Consider the following 23,774-nt stretch of genomic DNA (forward strand, 5'->3'; position numbering starts at 1 on the left):
CAATCTGATACTGAGAAACCCTTCCCGCTGCCAGAATAATCGCTATGCCGCGATGCAAAACCAGCAGGTCAGTCAAGTTCGGAGGGTAAGATGGCTGAGTTCGCCTTTTCAAAATCACTTATTGCCGCTAAAAAAAGAAGCGCCATCACCCGCAGCAATATTGCCTATGCCCTGTTTGTACTGTTCTGTTTCTGGGCCGGCGCGCAGATGTTAAGTATGCTGATACATGCCCCCGGCGTTTTCGAGCACCTGATGCAAATCCAGGACAACAGCTCGCCGCGAATTAAGATTGGGCTGGCGGTGGGGACCCTGTTTGGTCTGATCCCCTTCCTGTTCGGCGGCCTGTTGATCGGAGCGCTGGGGCTTATCCTGCGCTGGAGCGATAATCGCTAGCGGCGCGCCATACAGCTGGCCCGCCGCTCATCAACGCGTTTCGCAAACCAGGCCGTGGTCAGATTGCGCGTAATTTTAGGGCTCTCAAGCTGAATCCCCGGCAGTATCTCTCGCGGCAACGCTTTGCCTGCTTTCTTATCCGCCAGACGGAAAACCTGCTGGTACAGTTCGGTTTTTTCAAACGCCAGGCTGTCGCCTTTTTTCAACTGCCGGTGGATGTCATCATCGCTCATCGCCAGCTTCCCGGCTAAACGGCGTACCGCCAGCTCCGTCGTCCCTGCATCATCGCTATCATAACGAATTAAATCACCGTCCAGCGCCAGCTTCACGCCGCTCGCTTTACTGACGGCATTCTGAAACGCAGCATTGCGGCTGGCGTACCAGCCCGCGTTAAAGTCAGCAAAACGGTACAGCGGCACGCTGTAGTTTGCCGGATAGTTGAGCAGGTGCCAGGTACCAAACCACAGGCCGCCGCGCAGGCTGAACACTTCCTGGCGCACGGTGCCGTTGATTTTCCACGGATAGCCATCGGTATGCTGTTCGGCAAAAGCAATACTCACCTGCATCGGGCCACCGGTATGCACCGGGTTGAGTGAACCGAATAACTTCTGCCCCATAGGCACCATGCCGATAAAATCGTCAAACACGGCGCTAAGCTGCTTTTCCGTTTTCACGTTGTCCAGCCGCTCGCTGTAGCTTTTGCCGTTGGGTGACGGAATTTTCAGCGCCGTATGCACAAGGAAAACCGGGATATGCATCTTCTCGGCCCGGCGGTCTATCTCTTGCCAGGCGATTTTGCTCAGCCCCGGCACCACCGGATCGGATTGATAGTTGGACTCCTGCTGCGCGACCGCCAGCACCGAACAGACGTTCTCTTCCGTCGGCGCCAGCTTCTGACTTTCGAAGGTTTTGGCAATCGCCTGCGCCCATTCGTCCCTGTCCTTCACGCTGGCGGGCATTTTTTGCCTGACCACGGCGGCAACGTCAACGGGCTTTTCGCCCTCTTTGAGTACCGGCGCCGTGTTGCTGGTACAGGCGCTCAGAACCCCCCCAGCCAGCAGCGTCAGGGCGCAGGAAACTCGACGTGGTACCGCGACTGCCCTGCACTTTCCTTGTCTCTGTATCATCCTTCAGTCTGCCTCTACTATGGGTGGGGATCGGTAATCAGTTTAGCGTCTGGGTAACGGGCTGCAGCTCTTTACCATCAAGTTCGCGTTCAAAACTACGCAGACGTTTGTAGATGGACATCAGTTCCACCAGCGTCGTCCACGAGCTAATCAGATACTGGAACGAGCCGCGTACCTGGCCGAACACGTTGGTAATCTGCGTCATCAGGCCCAGCGTAATCGTACCGGCAACGATCGACGGAAACAGCAGGAACAAACCGAAAACGTTATCCACCTGCAGATAAAGAATGCGGGCGATGTTGAAATACATGTAGTGGAAATAGAGGCGGAAATAGTTGCGACGAACGGCGCTAAACAGCTCGCGCACCGTTGGCGGCGTGGCGCGGGATTCATCATCTTCGCCATACACCAGCTCTTTACGATATGCCGCTTCCACGCGCTGGTTTTTAAATTCCAGCCCCGGCAGTTTGATCCCCACGACCGCCAGCAAACCGGTCCCCATCAGGGACCACACCACCGCTGCAATCACCAGGCCATACGGCAGATGGCCCACAATCGGCAGATCCGGCACGTGTTCAGACAACGTAACCAGCACCGGCAGGAAGGCAATCAGCGTCATGACGGCGTTGATAAAACTCACGCCCATATCCTCAAGGGTGGAGGCAAAGCGCATGGTATCTTCCTGCACACGCTGAGCGGCACCTTCGATGTGGCGCAGGTGATGCCAGTGGGCCATATAGTGTTCGTTCATCGCCGTACGCCAGCGGAAAACGTAGTGGCTGACGAAGAAGTTGTTCATCACGCCAATAATCACCGCGATCACCGCAATGCCAAGGAACACGCCAATTTCCTGATAGAACTGGTTAATACTGACTTTGTGCGGCGTGGCCAACGCGGTCTGGATCAGATCGTAGAACGGCGCATACCAGGCGTTGATCGCCACCCCAACCTCCACCAGAAACCAGGTGACGAAGATGATCAAAGAGGTGCCGAGAATTGACCAGTATTGCCAGCGGTGCGGGCTGTAGGTAAACCAAAACAGCGCAAAAACGCCCACGCAGAAAACGTAATAGGCATAAAACACCAGATAGTTCAGCGACCAGAATCGCGCAGCGCTGATGGCAACATTTTGTGATGCCCCGGTTAAACGCAGCAGCCAGTCGCCACCGCCCGCCTGCCAAAAGATCACTGCAAGCAGCGACCAGACAAAGGCAGAAAGAAAAAACGGCCCCGGTTTGGGGAAAAAAGATTTAAACATCATCTACTCCTGCTAACTTCTTTATCGTTCTGGCTATGCTGTGTACCACGAAGACGCCCGCCGCATCACTGTAGCAGCCTGGGGAGGGCGGTCGGATGATGAGACCAAATATCAGCAGCTTAGTTCGTCTGCCATTCGGCCAGAATTGTTTCTACGGATTTCACGCGGACAGGATTTCCGGGTACGGTTAGCGTACGCCAGACATCGTTGTAGTGGTCAATCAGCGTTGCGGCCTGCGCAGCCGGACGGTTCGCCGTGGTGTGCGCATCCTCAGCCACGGTGATGGCATAGCCGCGGCTGGCGCCATTTTTGATGGTGGTATCGACACAGTAATCGGTCGCGCAGCCGCAAATCACGAACTGGTGGATTTGCTGCTCGCTCAGTACCTGCTCAAGACATGTTTTATAGAACGCATCGCAGGCGGTTTTCGTGACATAGAGGGCGTCTGCGGGGGGTTCCAGCTCCGCCAGCAGCGCAAAGCCTTCGCTCCCTTCTTCCAGACCGCCGTCCTCGGCATGCTGAATAAAAATCACGCGATCCGCGGCGCGAATCAGACGGTTAATATGCGCGACGCAGCGTTCGCGCTCAATACGCGGCGTCGCAAAGACGCCATTTTGCATATCTACTACCATCACCACTCGTTGAGCCGCCATATTTCTCTCTCGTCACCCGATACATCAAACGCTCATCATACGCGCCCACCGGGGAAAGCGGATATCCGAAAGCATAAAAAAGTCCTTTTTACGCACGGTTACGTTTTTCTGCTAAATATTGTCGTTATTCCACTTCGTTCAGCCGTGCTTCGTAGTATAAATATGCCCTATATCTCCTCTTATCATTATGGATACCCCAGTTGAAACGTAGTCTGCTTATTTTTGCTGCGCTGTGTGCGGCGTCATGGACATCGGTCCAGGCAGCTCAACCGATCGTTGACCCGGAATTTGCCGCCAATGTAGTCGATCGTTACGCCAACCATATCTATTACGGTAGCGGTGCCACCGGCATGGCGCTGGTTGTTATTGATGGCAACCAGCGCGTGTTTCGCAGCTTTGGCGAAACGCGTCCGGGCAACAATGAGCATCCGCAGCTGGATTCGGTTATCCGCATTGCTTCGCTGAGTAAACTGATGACCAGCGAGATGCTGGTAAAAATGCTCGATCAGGGCGTCGTGAAGCTCAGCGACCCGCTCAGTAAATACGCGCCGCCGGGTGCCCGGGTGCCGACGTATCAGGGCACGCCGATTACGTTGGTCAACCTGGCGACCCACACCAGCGCGCTGCCGCGTGAACAGCCCGGTGGTGCGCCGCATCGTCCGGTCTTCGTCTGGCCAACGCGCCAGGATCGCTGGTCGTGGTTGTCGACAGCATCGCTGAAAGCAGCCCCGGGGTCGCAGGCCGCCTACTCCAACCTCGCGTTTGATCTGCTGGCAGACGCCCTCTCTACGGCTGCCGGGAAACCCTATCCGCAGCTATTTGAAGAGCAAATCACCCGGCCGCTGGGTATGAAAGACACCACCTTTACCCCCTCACCGGATCAGTGCCGCCGTCTGATGGTCGCCGAGAAAGGCGCCAGCCCGTGCAACAATACGCTGGCAGCGATCGGCAGCGGCGGCGTCTACTCGACGCCAGGCGATATGATGCGCTGGATGCAGCAGTTCCTTTCCTCCGATTTCTACACCCGCGGGCAGCAGGCTGACCGTATGCAGACGTTAATTTATCAACGTAGCCAGCTAACACGGGTTATCGGTATGGATGTGCCTGGCAAAGCTGACGCCCTGGGTCTTGGCTGGGTCTATATGAAGCCGAAAAATGGCCAACCGGGGATTATTCAAAAGACCGGCGGCGGCGGCGGATTCATTACCTATATGGCCATGAACCCGCAGGCCAATATCGGCGCTTTTGTGGTGGTCACCCGTTCATCGCTGACCCGCTTTAGTAATATGAGCAACGGTATTAACGATCTGGTCAGCGAACTCAGCGGCGGACAGCCGGCGTCAATCCCGGAGTCCTGATCGTCATCACGGCATGGGTTCCAGGGTGACGTGGGCATAATGCTTCCTTTGGCGAAACATCTCACCGGAATTTCGGTTAGACTTGTTGTTTTCATTTCACAAAATCAGGCAAACCATGACAGATTTAATCACTCGCCCCCGCCGTTTGCGTCAATCCGCTGCGCTGCGCGCCATGTTTGAAGAGACAACACTGAGTTTGAACGACCTGGTGTTGCCGATCTTTGTTGAAGAAGAAATCGACGATTACAAAGCCATCGAGGCCATGCCTGGCGTGATGCGCATTCCGGAAAAATACCTGGCGCGGGAAATCGAGCGTATCGCCAACGCCGGTATCCGCTCGGTGATGACCTTCGGTATTTCGCACCACACCGACGCGACCGGCAGCGATGCCTGGAATGAGAACGGCCTGGTGGCGCGTATGTCACGCATCAGTAAGGATGCAGTACCGGAGATGATTGTCATGTCCGATACCTGCTTCTGTGAATACACCTCACACGGCCACTGCGGCGTATTATGCGATCACGGCGTCGACAACGACGCTACTCTGGTGAACCTTGGCAAACAGGCGGTGGTTGCCGCTGCGGCGGGCGCCGATTTTATTGCCCCCTCTGCGGCAATGGATGGTCAGGTGCAGGCGATTCGCCAGGCGCTGGACGCCGCCGGTTTTACCCGGACGGCCATCATGTCCTACTCCACCAAGTTTGCCTCTTCATTCTATGGCCCGTTCCGCGAAGCGGCCGGTACCGCGCTGAAAGGCGATCGTAAAACCTATCAGATGAGCCCGATGAACCGCCGTGAAGCCATTCGCGAATCCTTGCTGGATGAAGCCCAGGGCGCAGATTGCCTGATGGTCAAACCGGCCGGCGCCTATCTTGATATTCTGCGCGATATCCGCGAGCGCAGCGATCTGCCCCTCGGCGCCTACCAGGTGAGCGGCGAATACGCGATGATCAAATTTGCCGCTCAGGCCGGCGCTATCGACGAAGAAAAAGTGGTGCTGGAAAGCCTGGGCGCCATTAAGCGCGCCGGTGCCGATCTGATCTTCAGCTACTTCGCCCTCGATCTGGCTGAAAAGAAAATCCTGCGTTAATTCCCTGTCATTCCCCCGGTGGCGCTACGCTTACCGGGGCTCCGGTAACCCGGGCCAGGCGCCAGCCGCAGCCCGGGGCAATGGACTTGCGCCAGTCCCAAATCTTCACTCAACTGTAATCTGAGCGACATCTGCACCTTCTACTGTCTGGGCAGGACGGAGGAGGAAGCGCTATGTTTAGTCTCGACAATGTACTCGACGACCTGTGGCCTCAGGCGAGGCCTGCCCCCTGGCAAAAAAAACTACTCAAAAAATTACTCCATGAGGAGGAGTTTCAACAATTTGCCGCTCGCCATCGCCACCTGAAAGGGCTTGATACGGTCGAACAGGTGCTTGAACATCTCAATATCCGCTGCGCAATTCCGGCGCACGATCTGGAACAAATCCCTGAACACGGTCCGCTGGTGATCGTCGCTAACCACCCCACCGGCACGCTTGACGGCCTTGCGCTACTCTATGCCGTTTCCCGCGTGCGCCGCGATGTCAAAGTGGTGACTAACCGCCTGTTAACCCATCTTGAACCGCTGAGCTCGCTGTTTATTCCCGTTGATAATATCAACGGCCGTACCGCCAAAACCGCGCTGCAACAGATGGATCACCAGTTGCAGAACGGCGGCGTACTGATCTTTTTCCCGGCGGGAGAAGTCTCGCGCCTGACGCGCCGGGGGATCCGCGATAAAAAATGGCACTCTGGCTTTATCAAACTGGCAACCAGGTACCGCGCCCCGCTGCTCCCGGTATGGATCCGGGCGCACAACAGCGCGCTGTTTTACGCCAGCACTCTGCTCTCCGACAATCTTCCTCTGCTGCTGCTGATGCAGCAAATGTTCCGCCGGCGTAACAGCAGCCTGCCGATCGCTATCGGCCAACAAATTGCCTGGTCCTCGTGGTACAGCGCGCAAACGTCTACGCGCGAACTGGCGGATCGCGTCTATCGCCACGTTGAGCGACTGGGCAAAGGGATGCCGGGGGTGTTTAAAACGGAAAGCGCAATTGCGCGTCCCGAGGATCGCGCCCTGCTTAAGCGCGAACTCAGCCAGGCGGAGTGCCTTGGGCGCACGGCAGATGGCAAAGTCATCTATCTGTGGCAGCGCGGCGGCAAGGAAGATGCGCCGCTGCTGCGCGAGCTGGGTCGCCTGCGCGAGATTGCCTTTCGCGCGGTCGGCGAAGGCAGCGGCAAACGCCGCGATGTCGACGGCTATGATGACGATTACCTGCACCTGATTCTGTGGGACGAAGAGGACCTGGAAATCGTCGGTGCCTATCGCTTTATGCCTACCGCCATGCAGCTGGAAAAACGCGGCCTGCAAGGGATCTATAGCTACAGCCTGTTTCACTACGATGCGCGGATGGAGGATATCCTCACCCACGGGATTGAACTGGGTCGGAGCTTTATTCAGCCGCGCTACTGGGGGCGTCGCGGGCTGGATTATCTGTGGTGCGGCATCGGGGCCTGGCTGGCGCGCTACCCGCACTATCGCTATCTGTTCGGCCCGGTCTCCATTTCCGGTGGCCTGCCGCCCGCGGCTCGCGATCTGTTGGTGGCATTCTACCGTCTGTGGTTCCCGGCGACGCATCCGCTGGCGGAATCCCGTCGCCCGTATCCTGCCTCACTGCCGGATGTGCTGGCGCAGTTTGGCGGGGAAGATTACAACGACGACCTGGCGCGGTTGAAATCCCTGCTCGGCAACCTCGGCTGCGCGATCCCGCCGCTGTATAAGCAGTACTCGGAAGTCTGCGAGCCGGGCGGCGTGCAGTTTATCGATTTCGGCAGCGACCCGGATTTCAACAACTGCGTGGATGGTCTGGTGCTGGTGGATTTGACCTATCTGAAGGCCAACCGCTATCAGCGCTATATTGGGGTACATCTGGACGCGCAAAAATCGGCATAAAAGCCTTTCCCGGCTTGCGGCGCGCTGCGTCTTAGCCGGGCTACAAGCTAATGTTGATTATCCTGCCCGATAATAGGGCTTATCCCCGAGAATCGTCGCCCGATGCATAATGCGCCGCTGCGGCAGGTAATCGGCGTTGGCGTAGTGCTGGGTGACGCGGTTATCCCAAATCGCCACGTCGTTCGGCTGCCAGCGCCAGCGTACCTGAAACTCCGGCTTCGTGACGTGGGCGAACAGGAAGCCGAGCAGCGCCTCGCTCTCTTTTTCCGTCACGTCGACAATGCGGGTGGTGAACCCCTCATTGACAAACAGCGCCTGTTTGCCGGTCACCGGATGGGTACGCACCACCGGGTGCAGCAGCGGCGGATTTTTGGCGACCGCCTCCAGCCAGCGCTGATGCTCCTCTTCGCTTTTGCGATATTTATACTCCTGGAACGATTTACGGAAATCATGCTCCGCGCGCAGGCCGCTTAACAGCTGGCGCAAAGGCTCAGAGAGCGCCTCATACGCCGCAATGCCGCTGGTCCACAGAGTATCGCCGCCGGTTGAAGGCAGCTCTTTTGCCGCGAGGATCGCCCCGGCAGGCGGCGTCGCAATAAAGGTAACATCGGTGTGCCAGTTATCGTTATCCGGCGGATTATCGTCGTGGGTATCGAGAACGATAATCTCATCAACGCCCGGCGCATGGGGATAAACCGGATGAATATGCAGGTCGCCAAAGCGCAGGGCAAGATCCCGCTGCTGCTCGGGGGTGATGTTCTGCTCGCGCAGGAACACCACCTGATGTCGCAGCACCGCGTGATACAGCTGCTCAAACTGGTTGTCGCTCAGCGGGCGGGTAATATCGACGCCGGAAACCTGCGCGCCAATATAGGGGCCCAGCGGGGTAATGCTTAAACGTTCGCTCATTGTACTTCTCCATGCCAGGGCGTCAGGCGCCGCTGCAACGCGCGCAGCCCCAGTTCCAGTAAAAAGGCGATGATCGCAATCACCGCGATGCCGGCCAGCACCACATCGGTGGCGAGAAACTCACCGGCGGACTGCACCATAAAACCTAATCCGCGGGTGGCGGCAATCAGTTCAGCGGCCACCAGCGTTGACCAGCCCACCCCGAGCCCGATACGCAGGCCGGTGAGAATTTCTGGTAATGCGCCGGGCAAAATCACCAGCCACAGCACCTGCGCCCGGCTGGCGCCCAATGCCTGCGCGGCGCGAATCCGTACCTGCTGGGCGCTTTTCACTCCCGCCAGCGTCGACATCACCACTGGCGCAAAAATCGCGAGATAAATCAGCAATATTTTTGGCGTTTCGCCAATGCCGAACCAAATGATCACCAGCGGCAACCAGGCCAGCGGCGGCACCGGTCGATACAGTTCGATCAGCGGATCGAGAATCCCGCGGATCGTTGGGCTCAGGCCCATGGCGATCCCGACCGGCACGCCAAGGATCGTCGCCGCAACCAGGGCGATCGCGATCCGCGTCAGGCTCGCCGCCAGATGTTGCCAGAGCGTGGCATCCATAAAGCCCTGCGGCCCGGCAATGGCGATCAGTTTCTGTAATACCTGCTGCGGCGGCGGAAGAAACAGCGGGCTAATCAGCTGCAGGGCCGTCACGCCCCACCAGACAACCAGCAGCACCGCCAGCGTGACGAAACTCAGCGTCAGCTGGCGGGAGAGCGGCCAGCGCCACTTCAGCGTCCGCGGCTGTGGTTTGTCATTAATCACCACGCTCATGAGAAGGCCTCCCGTTGTTCAAATACCCGGCTCAGGACATATTCACGCTGTGCGATAAACTGCGGGTCAGATTTAATGCTGCGGCAGGACTCGCCGGCGATAAAACGGCGACCAAAATTCAGCGGCAGCCGCTCCAGCACCCGGCCCGGCCCCGGCGATAGCAGCACCAGTTCGGTGGCCATAAATACGGCCTCTTCAATGTCATGCGTAATCAGCAGTACCTGCTTGCCGGTCTCGTGCCACAGGTTAAGCAGCAGGGTTTGCATCTGCTCGCGGGTGAAGGCATCCAGCGCGCCAAACGGCTCATCCAGCAACAGTAGCTGCGGGTTTGCCGCCAGCGCTCTGGCAATGCCGACCCGCTGGCGCTGGCCGCCGGAGAGCTGCCAGATAAAGCGCTTTTCCGCCCCTTCGAGTCCCACTTTCTTCAGCATCCGCGCCGCGGTTTCCCGGCGCGCGGCTTTATCCACACCCGCCAGCTGGAGTCCCAGCGCGACGTTATCCTGTACGTTGCGCCAGGGCAGCAGCCCTTCATGCTGAAAGACGACGCCGCGCTCGGCGCCCGGCCCTTCTACCCGCTGGCCTTCGAGGGTGATGCTGCCGTGCTGATAAGGCACGAATCCGGCAATCAGGTTCAGCAGCGTGGTTTTACCGCAGCCGGAGGGCCCCAGGACCACCAGCAGTTCGCCGCTGTCCAGCGTCAGGTTGATATCCGCCAGCGCCGGTTTACCGCCGTAGTCGGCGGAAAGATGCGAGATTTGCAGCATCGTGGCCTCCTTTACTTCACAAAACGGTCGGTTACGTACTGGCTGTAGTCGGTGCCGGCCGCCGGGACTTTACCCTGCTCTTTGAGGAACCTGGCGGTGTCGACGATCGCTTTATTCACCGGACCATTCAGCTCCTGAGCCTGCTGGGCGGCGGTCAGATAGGTATTGCCTTTTACCAGCCCCGGAACATCGGCATCCGGCACGCCGCTCAGGCGCGACAGCTTGCTGATATTATCCGCCTGCTTCAGCCACGCATCCGGGTTGGCAATGTACGGTTGCTGGGCATCGATCGCGCTTTTGGCAAAGGCTTTCACAATCTCAGGGTGTTTCTCGGCAAAATCTTTGCGTACCACCCAGACATCCAGCGTCGGCGCGCCCCACTCCCCCACCTGAGATGAGTCGGTCAGCACTTTGCCCTCTTTTTCCAGTTCGTTCACCGCCGGAGCCCAGACGTAGGCGCCGTCAATGTCTCCGCGCTGCCAGGCGGCAATAATCGCCGGCGGCTGCAGGTTGATAATCTGCACCTGTCCCGGCTTAATGCCCCAGTGTTTGAGCGCCGACAGCAGGCTGTAATGGGTTGTGGAGATAAACGGTACCGCAATGCGTTTACCAATCAGGTCCTGCGGTTTGCTGATGCTCTTCTTCACTACCAGCGCTTCAGAGTTTCCGAGCTTTGACGCCAGCAGGAACACTTCAATCGGCACCTGCTGCGTGGCGGCAACCGCCAGCGGACTGGAACCGAGGTTGCCGATTTGTACATCGCCGGAAGCCAGCGCCCGCACGATGCTCGAGCCACTATCGAATTTTCGCCAGTCAACGGTTGCGCCGCTCGCTTTGGCAAAGGTGTTGTCCGCCTGGGCGACTTTCGCCGGCTCTGCGGAAGTCTGATACGCCACGGTGACGTTGACCGCCTGGGCCTGGAATGCCGCCAGTGCCAGTGCGGTAATAAGTGTGATACGCGATGATAGTGCCATAGTGTCTGCTTCCCGTTGTTGTTATGGGTGCAGTATTTCCGGCGCGATGCATTTGATGAAGTAATTAAAAATTCTTGCTAAGAACAAAGCGTTTTTAGAAAAAAAACGGCAATGGTTAGCTATTTCACTCATTACGGATAGCCTTCCCAGCCGGATGACGGCGCAAGCGCCTTATCCGGTCTATAGCACCCGGCAAATTATTAAGATTTCGTTACATTCGTTACATATCCGCACCCCGGTGATTGCCAGCGCAGCGGCGGCAGGCATCATACAATCATGATTCGCTAAGAGAGTATGAACATGATTCGTGTAGTGCTGGTCGATGACCATGTGGTGGTGCGTTCCGGTTTTGCGCAGCTACTCAGTCTCGAAGAGGATCTCGACATCGTTGGCCAGTTCAGCAGCGCGGCGGAAGCCTGGCCGGCGTTATTACGCGACGACGTCAACGTGGCGGTCATGGATATCGCTATGCCGGATGAAAACGGGCTGAGTCTGCTCAAGCGCCTGCGCACGCAAAAACCGCAGTTTCGCGCCATTATTCTCAGCATTTATGACACCCCGACTTTTGTACAGAGCGCGCTCGATGCAGGCGCCAGCGGCTATCTGACCAAGCGCTGCGGCCCGGAAGAGTTAGTTCAGGCGGTCCGCTCTGTCGGCATGGGCGGACACTACCTGTGCGCCGATGCGCTGCGGGCGCTGCGCGGCGGGGAACAACCGGCGAGAGTGCTGGAAGGACTCACCCCGCGTGAACGTGAAGTGTTTGATTTACTGGTCAAAGGCGATAGCGTAAAAGAAATTGCCTTCAAACTCGATCTCAGCCACAAAACGGTGCATGTCCATCGCGCCAACGTGCTGGGCAAATTGCACTGCCAAAGCACGATCGAACTGGTGCACTTCGCTCTCGACCACCAGCTGCTGGCAGGGCATTAATGTCGCGCAGCCTTCGCCACGGGGTCATTTCGCTGTTCATTGTGCTGGCCTGGGGAAGCGGCTGGCTGATGCTGTGGACGCTCGGCTTTTATCTGACCCATAACGGCCAGCAGGCGGCACTGTTCCTGCCGCACGGCGTCTATCTGGCGCTGCTGATCCTGCTTTCGCGCCGCTACTGGCCCGCGCTGGTGATCCCCCCGCTGCTGATACTGCTCTGGCTGCGCAGCGAACAGCTGCTGAACGGCTATATTCTGCTGGCCGCGCCGTTGATTAGCCTGCTCCCTGCCGCTCTCGCCCAACAGTGCTGGCATCGTTTTCCCCTCTACTGGCAGCGGCTGACGCTGCTGCTGGCCACGGTGACCGCCAGCGCATTACTCAACACTGCCCTGCTCTCGTCGTTTGTCAAAAGTCCGGCGATGATGCTCGGCCTGGCCTCGTTTACCGGCGGCGTGCTGCTGACGCCGTTTGTCTATCTGATTTTTGAATTCCTGCGCCAGCAGCACCGCTACCACCTGCTGGGGCTGGATACCAACAATCCGCCCTTGCGCACTTCGTTAATCATCTGGTGCAGCCTGTTCTTTATTATCGGCATCGGCACCCAGATGGTGCTGTCGCCGGAAATCGAGCGCCTGCTGTTAATTATGGTGTTTCTGCCCAACGTGGTCATGGCGTGGAAGTTCGGCTGGCAGGGCGGCGTCCTCTCCGGCCTGCTGGGCAGCATGATGATCACCATCGCCCGCCAGGTTGGCGTCGGATTCAGCAATCTGGTGGAGCTGGAAATTTTTCTGGCGACTCAGGCGCTGCTCGGCATCGGGCTGGGCATTGCCATCAGCCGCCAGCAGCACCTGGCGCAAAACCTGCATCACTATCGCCAGCGGCTGGAAACGGAGCTGGCGGCGCGACGGGCGCTGACCGAAAAGCTGATCCACACCGAAGAAGACACCCGCAAAAGCCTGGCGCGCGAACTGCACGACGAAATCGGCCAGAACATCACCGCCATTCAGATCCAGTCGCAGCTGGTGAAACGGGCGCGCGATCCGGCGCAAACCCAGGCCGCCGCCAGCCAGATTAACGAGCTCGCGCGGCGTATTCACCACTCCACCCGCCAGCTGCTGCGCCAGCTGCGCCCCCCGGCCCTGGACGAACTGTCGTTTAAAGAGGCGCTACACCATCTGCTCAATGAGTTTGCCTTTGCCGAGCGCGGTATCCGCTGCCATTTTGACTATCAGCTTACCGCCACCCCGGCGAGCGAAACGGTGCGTTTTACCCTCTATCGGTTGCTGCAGGAGTTGCTCAATAACGTCTGTAAACACGCCGATGCCAGCGAGGTCGCCATTACCCTGTTTCAGCAGGGTGAGTGGCTGCGCCTGGAAGTGAAGGATAACGGTATCGGTATCAGCCCGGACAAAATTACCGGATTCGGTATTCAGGGCATGCGCGAGCGGGTCAGCGCCCTGGGCGGCGAGCTGACGCTGGAATCGCAGCGCGGAACGTGGGTAATTGTTAACCTGCCCACAAATTTGCAACAAACGGCCTGCTAACCAGGAAAAAGTCTTAGCCACTCCGGACTTTCTCTCATCCCTTTTCAAGTTCACTTCTCTATAACCTAAATAATTCGAGTTGCAGGAAGGTAGCAAGTGAGCAACAAATTCGTCGGGAACGAATTTGACCAGCCGAAGGCTGGCCTCCGGTGAGAGGCAGGAGTCTCTCATTAATCCCCAGGAGCTTACATAAGTAAGTGACTGGGGTGAGTAAGTGCAGCTAACGCACATGCAACTTGAAGTATGACGGTTATATAGTCAGCAAAACGGAGACGGCTATGTACGCACGCTCAGCAACTGACATCAACCAACATTACCGGACGCTGCGTCCACAGCTGCTGATGTACATGGTGATCGGCTATGCCGCGTTTTACCTGACGCGCAAAAGCGTCAACTACGTGCTGCCAGCGCTGCAAACGGATCTGGGGCTGGATAAAGGCGATATCGGCCTGCTGGGGTCGCTGTTTTACCTGACCTATGGCCTGTCGAAGTTTACCGCCGGGCTGTGGCACGACTGCCACGGGCAGCGCTGGTTTATGGGCGTTGGCCTGTTCACTACCGGCCTGCTGAACGTGGTCTTCGCCTTTGGCGAGTCGCTGACGCTGCTGCTGGCGGTCTGGTCGCTGAACGGATTTTTCCAGGGCTGGGGCTGGCCCCCCTGCGCCCGCCTGCTGACCCACTGGTATTCGCGCAACGAACGCGGTTTCTGGTGGGGGTGCTGGAATATGTCGATCAATATCGGTGGGGCGATTATCCCTCTGATTAGCGCCTTTGCCGCCCACTGGTGGGGCTGGCAGTCGGCGATGCTGACACCGGGGATTATCAGCATGGCGTTGGGGATCTGTTTAACGCTGCAGCTGAAAGGGACGCCTCAGGAAGAGGGACTGCCGTCAGTTGGCGCCTGGCGTCAGGATCCGCTGGAGCTGCGCCAGGAGCAGCAAAGCCCGCCGATGGGGCTATGGCAGATGTTGCGTACCACGATGTTGCAGAACTCAATGATCTGGCTGCTGGGCGTCTCTTACGTGCTGGTCTACCTGATCCGCATTGCGCTCAACGACTGGGGCAACATCTGGCTGACGGAGAGCCACGGCGTCAATTTGCTCAGCGCCAATGCCACGGTCATGTTGTTTGAAGCGGGCGGACTGCTTGGCGCGCTGTTCGCCGGTTGGGGCTCGGATCTGCTGTTCAGCGGCCAGCGGGCGCCGATGATTTTGCTATTCACGCTGGGACTGATGGTCTCCGTCGCCGCCCTCTGGCTGGCCCCGGTGCATCACTACGCGCTGCTGGCGGTCTGTTTCTTTACGGTGGGCTTCTTCGTTTTTGGCCCGCAAATGTTGATTGGCCTCGCCGCGGTGGAGTGCGGACACAAAGCGGCGGCGGGTTCGATTACGGGTTTTCTCGGCCTGTTCGCCTATCTGGGGGCAGCGCTGGCGGGCTGGCCTCTGTCGCTGGTCATTGAACGCTACGGCTGGCCGGGCATGTTCAGTTTGCTTTCGGTCGCCGCGGTACTGATGGGTTTATTACTGATGCCGCTGCTGATGGCGAGCATGACTACCTCTGCTGCTCAAAGGATAAAATAATGAAAAAAACTCTGGTCACTACCCTGATTGCTTCCGGCATTGCGCTGGCGACGCTAAGCGGCGCGGCGCACGCCAAAGGTCGACTGGTGGTCTATTGCAGCGCCACCAACGAAATGTGTGAAGCCGAAACCAAAGCCTTCGGCGACAAATATGATGTCAAAACCTCGTTTATTCGCAACGGTTCCGGCAGCACGCTGGCGAAGGTCGATGCCGAGAAGAAAAACCCGCAGGCCGATGTCTGGTACGGCGGTACCCTTGATCCGCAGTCCCAGGCCGGTGAAATGGGCCTGCTGCAACCCTATAAGTCGCCGAATCTTACGCAGGTGATGGAGCAGTTCCGCGATCCGGCGAAGCTGAAAGGCAACTACTCTTCGGCGGTGTACGTCGGCATCCTCGGCTTCGGCGTCAATACCCAGCGCCTGAAAGAGAAAAATCTGCCGGTGCCAAAATGCTGGAAGGATCTGACCAAACCGGAATACAAAGGCGAAATCCAGATCGCCGACCCGCAAAGCTCCGGCACCGCCTATACCGCGCTGGCGACCTTCGCCCAGCTGTGGGGAGAAGATCAGGCCTTTGATTACCTGAAACAGCTCAACGCCAACGTCTCTCAGTACACCAAATCCGGTATCGCCCCGGCGCGTAACGCCGCCCGCGGTGAAACGGCCATTGGCATCGGCTTCCTGCACGACTACTCGCTGGAAAAAGAACAGGGCGCACCGCTGGAGCTGATCTCGCCTTGCGAAGGCACCGGCTATGAAATTGGCGGCGTCAGCATTCTGAAGGGCGCGCGCAACCTCGACAACGCCAAACTGTTTGTCGACTGGGTGCTGTCGAAAGAGGCCCAGGAGCTGGCGTGGAAAAAAGGCAAGTCTTATCAGATCCTGACCAACACCACCGCCGAAACCTCGCCGAACTCGCTGAAGCTCGACGACCTGAAGCTCATCAACTACGACATGGATAAATACGGCTCAACGGACGTGCGTAAAGCGCTGATCAATAAATGGGTCAGCGAAGTGAAGATGGGCAAATAAGCCCACTCTTGCGGTTAATGCCGGGCGGCGGCTTCGCCTGACCCGGCCTTCAACTTCCTCAACACCGGAACCGCTATGTCACACACACTTGCACTCCATCCCGTGAAAAAACGGGATGCGATATTCCTTTGGGTTTTATTCGGCTGGCTGGCGTTCGCCCTGCTGCCGAGCTGGAGCCTGGATTACGGTCTGCTGGAGTCCACGAGCGATGAAATCCTCGCGGCCTACGGCTGGTCACAGTTCAATATCAGCTGGCTCTGGTATCTGTTGCCGAGCCTGCTGCTGATTCGTCCCTGGCAGGAAGCCGCGCGGGAGCAGCGCAGCCGCCACTACCTCGACGCGGGCTGGGCGTTATTATGCATGGCGTTTATCGTAATCAGCGCCACCGTTGAAGGTCGTGGGTTAGGCTACGCCACCATCGTGCTGTTTGCCGCGCTGGGCGCCATCATGACGCTGGCGCTCACCCGCCTTGAATGGCTGGGCGGCGACCGCTTTGTGATTGGTTCGCTGGTCACCATCGTGGCGTTAATTGGCGTCTTTATCGTCTGGCCGAGCATCGCTATTTTCATCCCGATGTTCACCAACGACGCCGGCGAGTTTGCCCCGCTGGCGTTTATGACCGTGCTGTCGCAGGCGCATATTGTCCAGGTGATCCTCAACTCCATCGCCCTGTCGATTGCGGTAGGCATCGGCTGCACTTTCTTCGGTCTGGTACTGGCGATTTACACCACCCGCATCGCCAGGCGCAGCGCCGTTATTGGTCGTATCTTCTCGATTCTGCCCATCGTCACCCCGCCGTTCGTCGTCGGCCTCGGCGTAACCCTGATGATGGGCCGTTCCGGCTATGTCACCGAGTTTATGGTGGAGTGGTTCGGCTTAACCAACACCAACTGGCTGTACGGGTTTACCGGCATCTGGCTGGCGCAGGTGCTGGCCTTCACTCCCATGGCGTTTATGATCCTCGACGGGGCGATTAAGACTATCCATCCGTCGCTGGAGGAGGCGTCGTACACCCTGCGCGCCAGCCGCTGGCAGACCTTTAACGGCGTCTTCGTCCCGCTGCTGAAACCGGCGCTGGCGAACGCGTTTTTAATCGTCATCGTCCAGTCGCTGGCCGACTTCAGCAACCCGCTGGTGCTCGGCGGCAACTTCGACGTGCTGGCAACGCAGATCTACTTCTACATCACCGGTTCGCAGCTCGATTATCAGGCGGCGAGTACGCTGGGCGCGTTCCTGCTGCTGTTCTCCCTGCTGGTGTTCTGTATTCAGTATATGTGGATCGGCAAGCGCTCCTACGTCACGGTCTCCGGTAAGTCCTATCGCGGCGACGTGCAGCCGCTGCCGGTGACCCTGGTGTGGAGCGTGATCGCCATTCTGGCGGTGTGGGTAGCCTTCAACGCCCTGCTCTACGGCAGCATTTTCTACGGCAGCTTTACCGTCAACTGGGGCGTGGACTACACCCTGACGCTGGATAATTTTATCAAGTTGTTCGGCCAGGGAATGAGCGACGGGGCGTGGCCTTCACTGCTCGACACCCTGCTGTACGCCGGGATCGCCGCGCCGATTACCGCCGCTTTCGGCCTGCTGATCGCCTGGGTTGTGGTGCGCCAGCAGTTTAAAGGTAAAAAGACCATCGAGTTCACCACCATGCTGTGCTTCGCGGTGCCGGGCACCGTGGCGGGCGTCTCCTATATTCTCGCCTTTAACAGCGCGCCGGTGTACCTCACCGGAACGGCGGCGATTGTGATTATGTCGATGGTGATGCGTAACGTGCCGGTTGGCATTCGGGCAGGCATTGCCGGTTTAGGCCAGATCGACAAATCGCTGGATGAAGCCTCGCTCAGCCTGCGCGCCGGAAGCCTACGCACCATTACGCATATTCTGCTGCCGCTGCTGCGCCCGGCGATCCTCTCGGCGCTGATCTACAGCTTTGTGCGCGCCATTACCACCGTCAGCGCCATTGTGTTCCTCGTGACCCCGGACACCCGCGTCGCGACCGCCTATATCCTTAACCGGGTGGAAGACGGCGAATACGGCGTGGCGATCGCCTACGGATCGATTCTGATCGTAGTGATGCTGGCGATTATTTTCATCTTTGACTGGCTGATCGGGGAAGCGCGTATCTCCCGGTCAAAAGCCAAAAACCAGGCATAATGGAGCGCACTATGAGTCAGAAAAATTTTGTTGAGCTGCGCAATGTCACCAAGCAATTCGGCAGCAACAGGGTTATCGACAATATCAATCTCACCATTCCGCAGGGGCAAATGGTGACGCTGCTCGGCCCTTCCGGCTGCGGCAAAACGACCATTCTGCGCCTGGTGGCCGGGCTGGAAAAACCGAGCGCAGGGCAGATTTTCATTGATGGCGAGGACGTTACCCATCGCTCGATTCAGCAGCGCGACATCTGCATGGTGTTTCAGTCTTACGCCCTGTTTCCGCACATGTCGCTGGGGGATAACGTCGGCTACGGTCTGAAGATGCTTGGCGTGTCGCGCAGCGACGTGAAAGCGCGGGTGAAAGAGGCGCTGGCGATGGTGGATCTGGAAGGATTTGAAGACCGCTATGTCGATCAGATCTCCGGCGGTCAGCAGCAGCGCGTGGCGCTGGCGCGCGCCCTGATCCTCAAGCCGAAGGTGCTGCTGTTTGACGAACCGCTGAGCAACCTCGACGCCAACCTCAGGCGCAGCATGCGCGATAAGATCCGCGAGCTGCAAAAGCAGTTTGATATCACCTCGCTGTACGTGACCCACGATCAGAGCGAAGCCTTTGCGGTTTCCGATACCGTGCTGGTGATGAACAAGGGCCATATCATGCAGATCGGCTCGCCACAGGATCTTTACCGCCAGCCCGCGTCGCGCTTTATGGCGAGCTTTATGGGCGACGCCAACCTGTTCCCGGCCGCCTTCAGCGAGGATTTTGTCGATATTTATGGCTATCGGCTGCCGAGACCGCTGCATTTCGCCGCCGAGGGCGAAGGCAGCGTCGGCGTACGTCCGGAGGCGATTACCCTGAGCGATCGCGGCGAGGAGAGCCAGCGCTGTACCATCCGCCACGTGGCCTATATGGGACCGCAGTATGAGGTGACGGTGGAGTGGCACGGGCAGGAAATCTTGCTGCAGGTGAATGCGACGCGGCTGCAGCCGGATGTCGGCGAGCAGTATTACCTCGAAATCCACCCATACGGGATGTTTGTATTAGCCGATGCGGCGTAACTGACGCCGGGTGGCGGCTTACGCCTTACCCGGCCTACGGTTCGTGTACTACGGCTCGTGTACCTTGCAGGCTGGGTAAGCACAGCGCCCCCGGCCTAAGGTTTTGCAACCCGATAACCTTGAAATCCACACGTAGCGGATGCTTGTGCTGGCCGATGCGGCGTAACTGATGCCGGGTGGCGGCTTGCGCCTTACCCTGCCTACGGTTCGTGTAGCTTGCAGGTCGGGTAAGCGCAGCGCCCCCGCACCTGGAGGTCGGATACCTTGTAGGCCGGGTAAGCGCAGCGCCACCCGGCAGCCACTCAGCGCTGCGCGTTCAACTCCGCAATATCCTTCGGCGTCGTCCGGCAGCAGCCGCCAATCAGCTTCGCCCCTGCGGCCTGCCACTGCGGCAAGTAACCCGCCAGGGTGGCGCAGGCTTCACCATGGTGATGCCAGGTTTTGGTCACCGGGTCATAATGCTCACCGGAGTTAGGGTAAACCACCAGCGGCAGCGCCGTCAGGCTATGCAGATGCTCCAGCGCGGCGGTGGTGTCTTCCAGCGCGATACAGTTAATTCCCAGCGCCACAATCTGCGGGTAGTTCGCCAGTATGGAAATCACTTCCCGCAGCGGGGTTCCGTCGCTGAGATGCTGCGCATCGCGCAGGGTAAACGAGAACCACGCCCGCGCACGAGGATAGGTACTCAACAGCTCCACCAGCGCCTTAATCTCGGTAAAGTTGGGCATGGTTTCGCAGGCCAGCAGATCGGCCCCGGCGTCGAGCAGCGCTTCCACCCGCGGGCGGTGGAACGCCTGAAACTCTTCGCGGCTCCGGACATAATCGCCACGATACTCCGAACCATCCGCCAGGAACGCGCCGTACGGCCCGACCGAACCGGCAACCAGCAGCGTGCCCGCCTGCGGGTTCTCCGCCAGATAGGCTTCCCGCGCCTTCCGCGCCAGTTCAACGCTTTTACCGATCAGCGCCTTCGACTGCGCTTCATCCAGCCCGCGGGCGGCAAACCCCGCCGGGGTAGCCTGATAGCTGGCGGTAATAGCGACCTGCGCGCCGGCGCGAAAGTAATCCAGATGGACTTCGCGGATAAGTTCCGGGTTGTCGACCAGCACTTTTGCCGACCACAGGCTGTCGGCGAGATTGCAGCCGCGCGCTTCCAGCTCCGTCGCCATCGCGCCGTCCAGCAAGATAAAGGGCCGGGTGTCCAGGATGGTGGTTAACGGATTATTCTGCGACATGTTGAGGCTCCTGGGTCAATGCCCGTGAACGAGTCAGATAGTACGCACCATAACACAGGGCGACGAACGGAATCCCGCACCACAGCGCAATTCTCTGGCTGGGGTCAAAGGCAAGACCAACGCAGGCCACCAGACACAAAATAAAGCCCAGCACCGGCACCAGCGGGTACCACGGGGCGCGATAGTGCAGTTCGCTCAGCGCTTTCCCCTGCTGGAGGTGGCGGCGACGGAACATAAAGTGCGATGCGCAGATGCTTAGCCAGACCGCCACCACCGCAAAGCCGGAGATAGCCGACAGCGCGACAAAGACCGTATCCGGCGCCACCACGCTGGAAAACAGCGCCAGTACGCCGCCCAGCATACTGACCGACAGGGCGATCAGCGGCACGCCGTTGTTGTTCACTTTGGCAAAACAGGCCGGTAGCGTCTTTTCATTCGACAGCGACCACAGCATCCGCCCGGAAGCATACAGCCCGGAGTTCGCCGCCGAGAGAATGGCCGTGAGGATCACAAAGTTAAAAATATCCGCCGCATAGGGGATCCCCACCTTTTCGAACACCAGCACAAACGGGCTTTTTTCCACCCCCGCCTGCTGCATCGGGATCAGCGCCGCCAGCACAAAAACGGTGCCGATAAAAAAGATAATCAGTCGCGCGATGGTCGTGCGGATAGCGACCGGGATGACCTGATGCGGATTTTGCGTCTCACCGGCGGCAATCCCGATAAGCTCAGTACCGGAGAAGGCGAAATTCACCGCCACCATGGTCATCAGAATCGGCAATCCACCGTGGGGGAACCAACCTTCGGCGGTGATGTTGTGCAGACCCGGCGCCGGTGAACCATCCTGCATAGGAATAAAGCCAAAGATGGCGGCACCGCCAAGAATAATAAAGGCAATGATGGTGACGACTTTCACCAGCGAAAACCAGAATTCACCTTCGGCGAAGAAGCGTGTGGAGATGACGTTAAGGCCAAAGATCAGCGCGCAAAACAGTACGCACCAGATCCACACCGGCACCTGCGGAAACCAGTACTGCATGCAAAACCCGGCGGCGGTAAAACTTGAACCCAGCGCCACCGTCCAGGTCAGCCAGTAGAGCCACGCCACGGTATAACCGGTCGCCGGACCGAGATAGCGTGCGGCATAAACGTGAAAAGCGCCGGTTTCCGGCATCGCCACCGACAGCTCGCCCAGACACTGCATCACCAGCCAGACCACCAGCGCGCCGATCAGATAGGCCAGCAGCGTACCCGCGGCGCCGGTGGTGGAGATGATATAACCGGTATTAAAAAATAACCCTGTACCAATGACGCCACCCAGCGACAGCATAATCAGATGACGTGTCTTCATGGTGCGCTTTAACTGCCCACCTTGTTGTTGTGTTGTTTGCATATTACCTTCTAAACGTATGGACATCTAAACATCCAAAGAAGGTCTGTTATACCCTGCCGATGGCGAAAAAGCAAAGCGTGCTGCACCATCCCGTCGCGCGATTGCCCCGCCTCTTGCCCCATTTTTGTTCATCCTGTGCCGCCGGGTGAAGCGCTGACGCCAGCCCTGTCCTGGCATCTTCTTTGCAGCGTCCTGCGTATCTTCATCTGGCGAGGCAGCGAATATGACAGGGCACACCACGACATTAAAAAGAACGCTCGGCAGTTTCCGTTTATGGGGGATCGCCGTCGGGCTGGTCATCTCCGGTGAATATTTTGGCTGGAGCTACGGCTGGTCACAGGCCGGGACCCTGGGCTTTATGATTGTGGCGCTGGCGATTGCCGCCATGTACTGCGCCTTTATCTTTAGCTTTACCGAGCTGACCACCGCCATTCCGCATGCGGGCGGGCCATTCGCTTACGCCTACCGCGCATTCGGTCCGACCGGTGGCTTTATTGCCGGTTTCGCCACCCTGATTGAGTTTGTCTTTGCCCCTCCGGCGATTGCCATGGCGATCGGCGCCTATCTTAACGTCCAGTTCCCGGCGCTGGACCCCAAATGGGTCGCCTGCGGCGCCTACGTTATCTTTATGACGCTGAACATCCTCGGCGTCGGCATTGCCGCCACCTTCGAACTGATCGTCACCCTGCTGGCGATTTTCGAACTGCTGGTGTTTATGGGCGTGGTGGCGCCGGGCTTCTCATGGAGCCACTTTACCGCCAACGGCTGGGCAGGCGCAGAGAGTTTCAGCGGCCTGGCGCTGCCGGGCATGTTTGCCGCGATCCCCTTTGCTATCTGGTTCTTTCTGGCCATTGAAGGCGCATCGATGGCGGCCGAAGAGGCAAAAGATCCGCAGCGTACCATCCCACGCGCGCTGGGCGGCGGTATTCTGACCCTCACCGTGCTGGCCATTGGCGTGATGGTGTTTGCCGGCGGCGTTGGCGACTGGCGCACTCTGGCCAACATCAACGACCCGCTGCCGCAGGCGATGAAAATGGTGGTCGGCACCAGCAGCGGCTGGCTGCATATGCTGGTGTGGCTGGGTCTGTTCGGTCTGGTGGCCTCGTTTCACGGCATCATCATGGGCTATTCCCGGCAGATCTACTCGCTGGCGCGGGCGGGCTATCTCCCTGCCGGTCTTGCCACCCTCAACCGTCGAACCCGCACGCCGCATCTGGCGATCCTCGCCGGCGGCGTAGTTGGCGTGGCCGCGATTTTCTCCGACTCGCTGATTACCATCAGCGGGATGCCGCTGACCGCCTGTATCGTCACAATGTCGGTATTTGGCGCTATTGTTATGTATATCACCTCGATGGCGGCGCTGTTTAAGCTGCGCCGCAGCGAGCCAAATTTGATTCGTCCGTTCCGCGCGCCGCTCTACCCGTGGGCACCGGCGTTCGCCCTGGCGATGGCGGTACTCTGTCTGGTGGCGATGGTCTGGTACAACCCGCTGCTGGCGCTGATTTTCGCAGCGATGATGCTGGGAGGCTATCTGTGGTTTCGCAAAACCGCCTCCTCCCGCGAACGCGCGCCGGCGGACCCACAGCTGCGCATTGTCTCCTGAGGAGGCG

At 58.6% G+C, this 23,774-nt stretch carries 20 protein-coding genes; 11 read left to right on the top strand and 9 right to left on the bottom strand.

All coding sequences use genetic code 11. The features are described from left to right. Window positions 1-90 precede the first annotated feature (90 nt). Entirely contained in the window at window positions 91-393 is a 303-nt protein-coding gene (locus GRPL_RS01195) for a DUF2755 family protein (RefSeq protein WP_032700709.1), read from the top strand. Here GRPL_RS01195 and GRPL_RS01190 read toward each other — a convergent pair. From GRPL_RS01190 to GRPL_RS01180, 3 genes are all read right to left on the bottom strand, one after another. Continuing rightward, window positions 390-1,520: a DUF1615 domain-containing protein gene (locus tag GRPL_RS01190; RefSeq protein WP_050496808.1), complete on the bottom strand. Its 1,131-nt coding sequence runs from the start codon at window positions 1,518-1,520 to the stop codon at window positions 390-392. The two genes, GRPL_RS01195 and GRPL_RS01190, sit on opposite strands and share 4 nt — an antisense overlap. Before the next feature lie 37 nt (window positions 1,521-1,557). After that, complete coding sequence (gene sbmA, locus GRPL_RS01185) at window positions 1,558-2,778, bottom strand: peptide antibiotic transporter SbmA (protein WP_032689300.1); 1,221 nt, start codon at window positions 2,776-2,778, stop codon at window positions 1,558-1,560. 119 nt (window positions 2,779-2,897) lie between these two features. Then, window positions 2,898-3,410, bottom strand: a complete 513-nt coding sequence (locus tag GRPL_RS01180) for an isochorismatase family protein (RefSeq protein WP_463669585.1) — start codon at window positions 3,408-3,410, stop codon at window positions 2,898-2,900. 221 nt (window positions 3,411-3,631) lie between these two features. Here GRPL_RS01180 and ampH point away from each other — a divergent pair, with 221 nt between their 5' ends. The 3 genes from ampH (at window position 3,632) to olsF (ending at window position 7,771) form a co-directional block, all read left to right on the top strand. Beyond that, a complete protein-coding gene (gene ampH, locus GRPL_RS01175) occupies window positions 3,632-4,789 on the top strand; it encodes a D-alanyl-D-alanine-carboxypeptidase/endopeptidase AmpH (protein WP_032700711.1) in 1,158 nt (385 codons plus the stop codon). A gap of 115 nt (window positions 4,790-4,904) precedes the next feature. Continuing rightward, the gene (gene hemB, locus GRPL_RS01170; protein ID WP_004858446.1) at window positions 4,905-5,879 is read left to right on the top strand and encodes a porphobilinogen synthase; all 975 of its coding nucleotides are present in this window, start codon (window positions 4,905-4,907) and stop codon (window positions 5,877-5,879) included. Between the two features lie 173 nt (window positions 5,880-6,052). Next, on the top strand, window positions 6,053-7,771 hold the full coding sequence (gene olsF, locus GRPL_RS01165) for a bifunctional ornithine lipid synthase OlsF (protein WP_032700712.1): 1,719 nt from the start codon (window positions 6,053-6,055) through the stop codon (window positions 7,769-7,771). Between the two features lie 57 nt (window positions 7,772-7,828). Here olsF and tauD read toward each other — a convergent pair whose 3' ends face one another. The 4 genes from tauD to tauA are packed head-to-tail and all read right to left on the bottom strand — an operon-like array spanning window position 7,829 to window position 11,242. After that, complete coding sequence (gene tauD / locus GRPL_RS01160) at window positions 7,829-8,680, bottom strand: taurine dioxygenase (RefSeq protein WP_032696575.1); 852 nt, start codon at window positions 8,678-8,680, stop codon at window positions 7,829-7,831. Further along, a complete protein-coding gene (gene tauC, locus GRPL_RS01155; RefSeq protein WP_032689306.1) occupies window positions 8,677-9,504 on the bottom strand; it encodes a taurine ABC transporter permease TauC in 828 nt (275 codons plus the stop codon). Before tauC ends, tauD begins: the two co-directional genes overlap by 4 nt. Next, on the bottom strand, window positions 9,501-10,268 hold the full coding sequence (gene tauB / locus GRPL_RS01150; protein WP_032689307.1) for a taurine ABC transporter ATP-binding subunit: 768 nt from the start codon (window positions 10,266-10,268) through the stop codon (window positions 9,501-9,503). The genes tauC and tauB overlap by 4 nt, the downstream gene beginning before the upstream one ends. An 11-nt stretch (window positions 10,269-10,279) precedes the next feature. Then, entirely contained in the window at window positions 10,280-11,242 is a 963-nt protein-coding gene (gene tauA / locus GRPL_RS01145) for a taurine ABC transporter substrate-binding protein (RefSeq protein WP_032689308.1), read from the bottom strand. Window positions 11,243-11,542: 300 nt separating this feature from the next. On the opposite strand from tauA, the gene GRPL_RS01140 reads away from it, so the two are divergent. From GRPL_RS01140 to fbpC, 6 genes are all read left to right on the top strand, one after another. Beyond that, a complete protein-coding gene (locus GRPL_RS01140; protein ID WP_032696630.1) occupies window positions 11,543-12,172 on the top strand; it encodes a response regulator transcription factor in 630 nt (209 codons plus the stop codon). Further along, window positions 12,172-13,713, top strand: coding sequence for an MASE1 domain-containing sensor histidine kinase (locus GRPL_RS01135; RefSeq protein ID WP_032689309.1), 1,542 nt, complete (start codon window positions 12,172-12,174; stop codon window positions 13,711-13,713). The genes GRPL_RS01140 and GRPL_RS01135 overlap by 1 nt, the downstream gene beginning before the upstream one ends. A gap of 254 nt (window positions 13,714-13,967) precedes the next feature. After that, window positions 13,968-15,293 carry an MFS transporter family glucose-6-phosphate receptor UhpC gene (gene uhpC / locus GRPL_RS01130; protein ID WP_265597017.1) on the top strand — a complete coding sequence of 442 codons (1,326 nt, stop codon included), beginning with the start codon at window positions 13,968-13,970 and terminating at the stop codon, window positions 15,291-15,293. Beyond that, on the top strand, window positions 15,293-16,324 hold the full coding sequence (locus tag GRPL_RS01125; protein WP_032696577.1) for an ABC transporter substrate-binding protein: 1,032 nt from the start codon (window positions 15,293-15,295) through the stop codon (window positions 16,322-16,324). Before uhpC ends, GRPL_RS01125 begins: the two co-directional genes overlap by 1 nt. Before the next feature lie 75 nt (window positions 16,325-16,399). Next, the gene (locus tag GRPL_RS01120; protein ID WP_032696578.1) at window positions 16,400-18,478 is read left to right on the top strand and encodes an ABC transporter permease; all 2,079 of its coding nucleotides are present in this window, start codon (window positions 16,400-16,402) and stop codon (window positions 18,476-18,478) included. Between the two features lie 11 nt (window positions 18,479-18,489). Continuing rightward, the gene (gene fbpC, locus GRPL_RS01115) at window positions 18,490-19,536 is read left to right on the top strand and encodes a ferric ABC transporter ATP-binding protein (RefSeq protein WP_032689313.1); all 1,047 of its coding nucleotides are present in this window, start codon (window positions 18,490-18,492) and stop codon (window positions 19,534-19,536) included. 302 nt (window positions 19,537-19,838) lie between these two features. Here fbpC and mmuM read toward each other — a convergent pair whose 3' ends face one another. Together mmuM and mmuP are read right to left on the bottom strand one after the other, a co-directional pair. Further along, window positions 19,839-20,771, bottom strand: coding sequence for a homocysteine S-methyltransferase (gene mmuM, locus GRPL_RS01110; protein WP_032696580.1), 933 nt, complete (start codon window positions 20,769-20,771; stop codon window positions 19,839-19,841). After that, window positions 20,758-22,164: an S-methylmethionine permease gene (mmuP, locus tag GRPL_RS01105; protein ID WP_032689315.1), complete on the bottom strand. Its 1,407-nt coding sequence runs from the start codon at window positions 22,162-22,164 to the stop codon at window positions 20,758-20,760. Before mmuP ends, mmuM begins: the two co-directional genes overlap by 14 nt. 223 nt (window positions 22,165-22,387) lie before the next feature. Between mmuP and eat the strand changes: the two genes are divergently transcribed. Then, a complete protein-coding gene (gene eat / locus GRPL_RS01100; RefSeq protein ID WP_032689316.1) occupies window positions 22,388-23,767 on the top strand; it encodes an ethanolamine permease in 1,380 nt (459 codons plus the stop codon). Window positions 23,768-23,774 lie beyond the last annotated feature (7 nt).

Origin of the sequence: Klebsiella planticola ATCC 33531 (assembly GCF_000735435.1) — a bacterium.
In the GTDB taxonomy this organism is placed as follows: Bacteria; Pseudomonadota; Gammaproteobacteria; order Enterobacterales; family Enterobacteriaceae; genus Klebsiella; species Klebsiella planticola.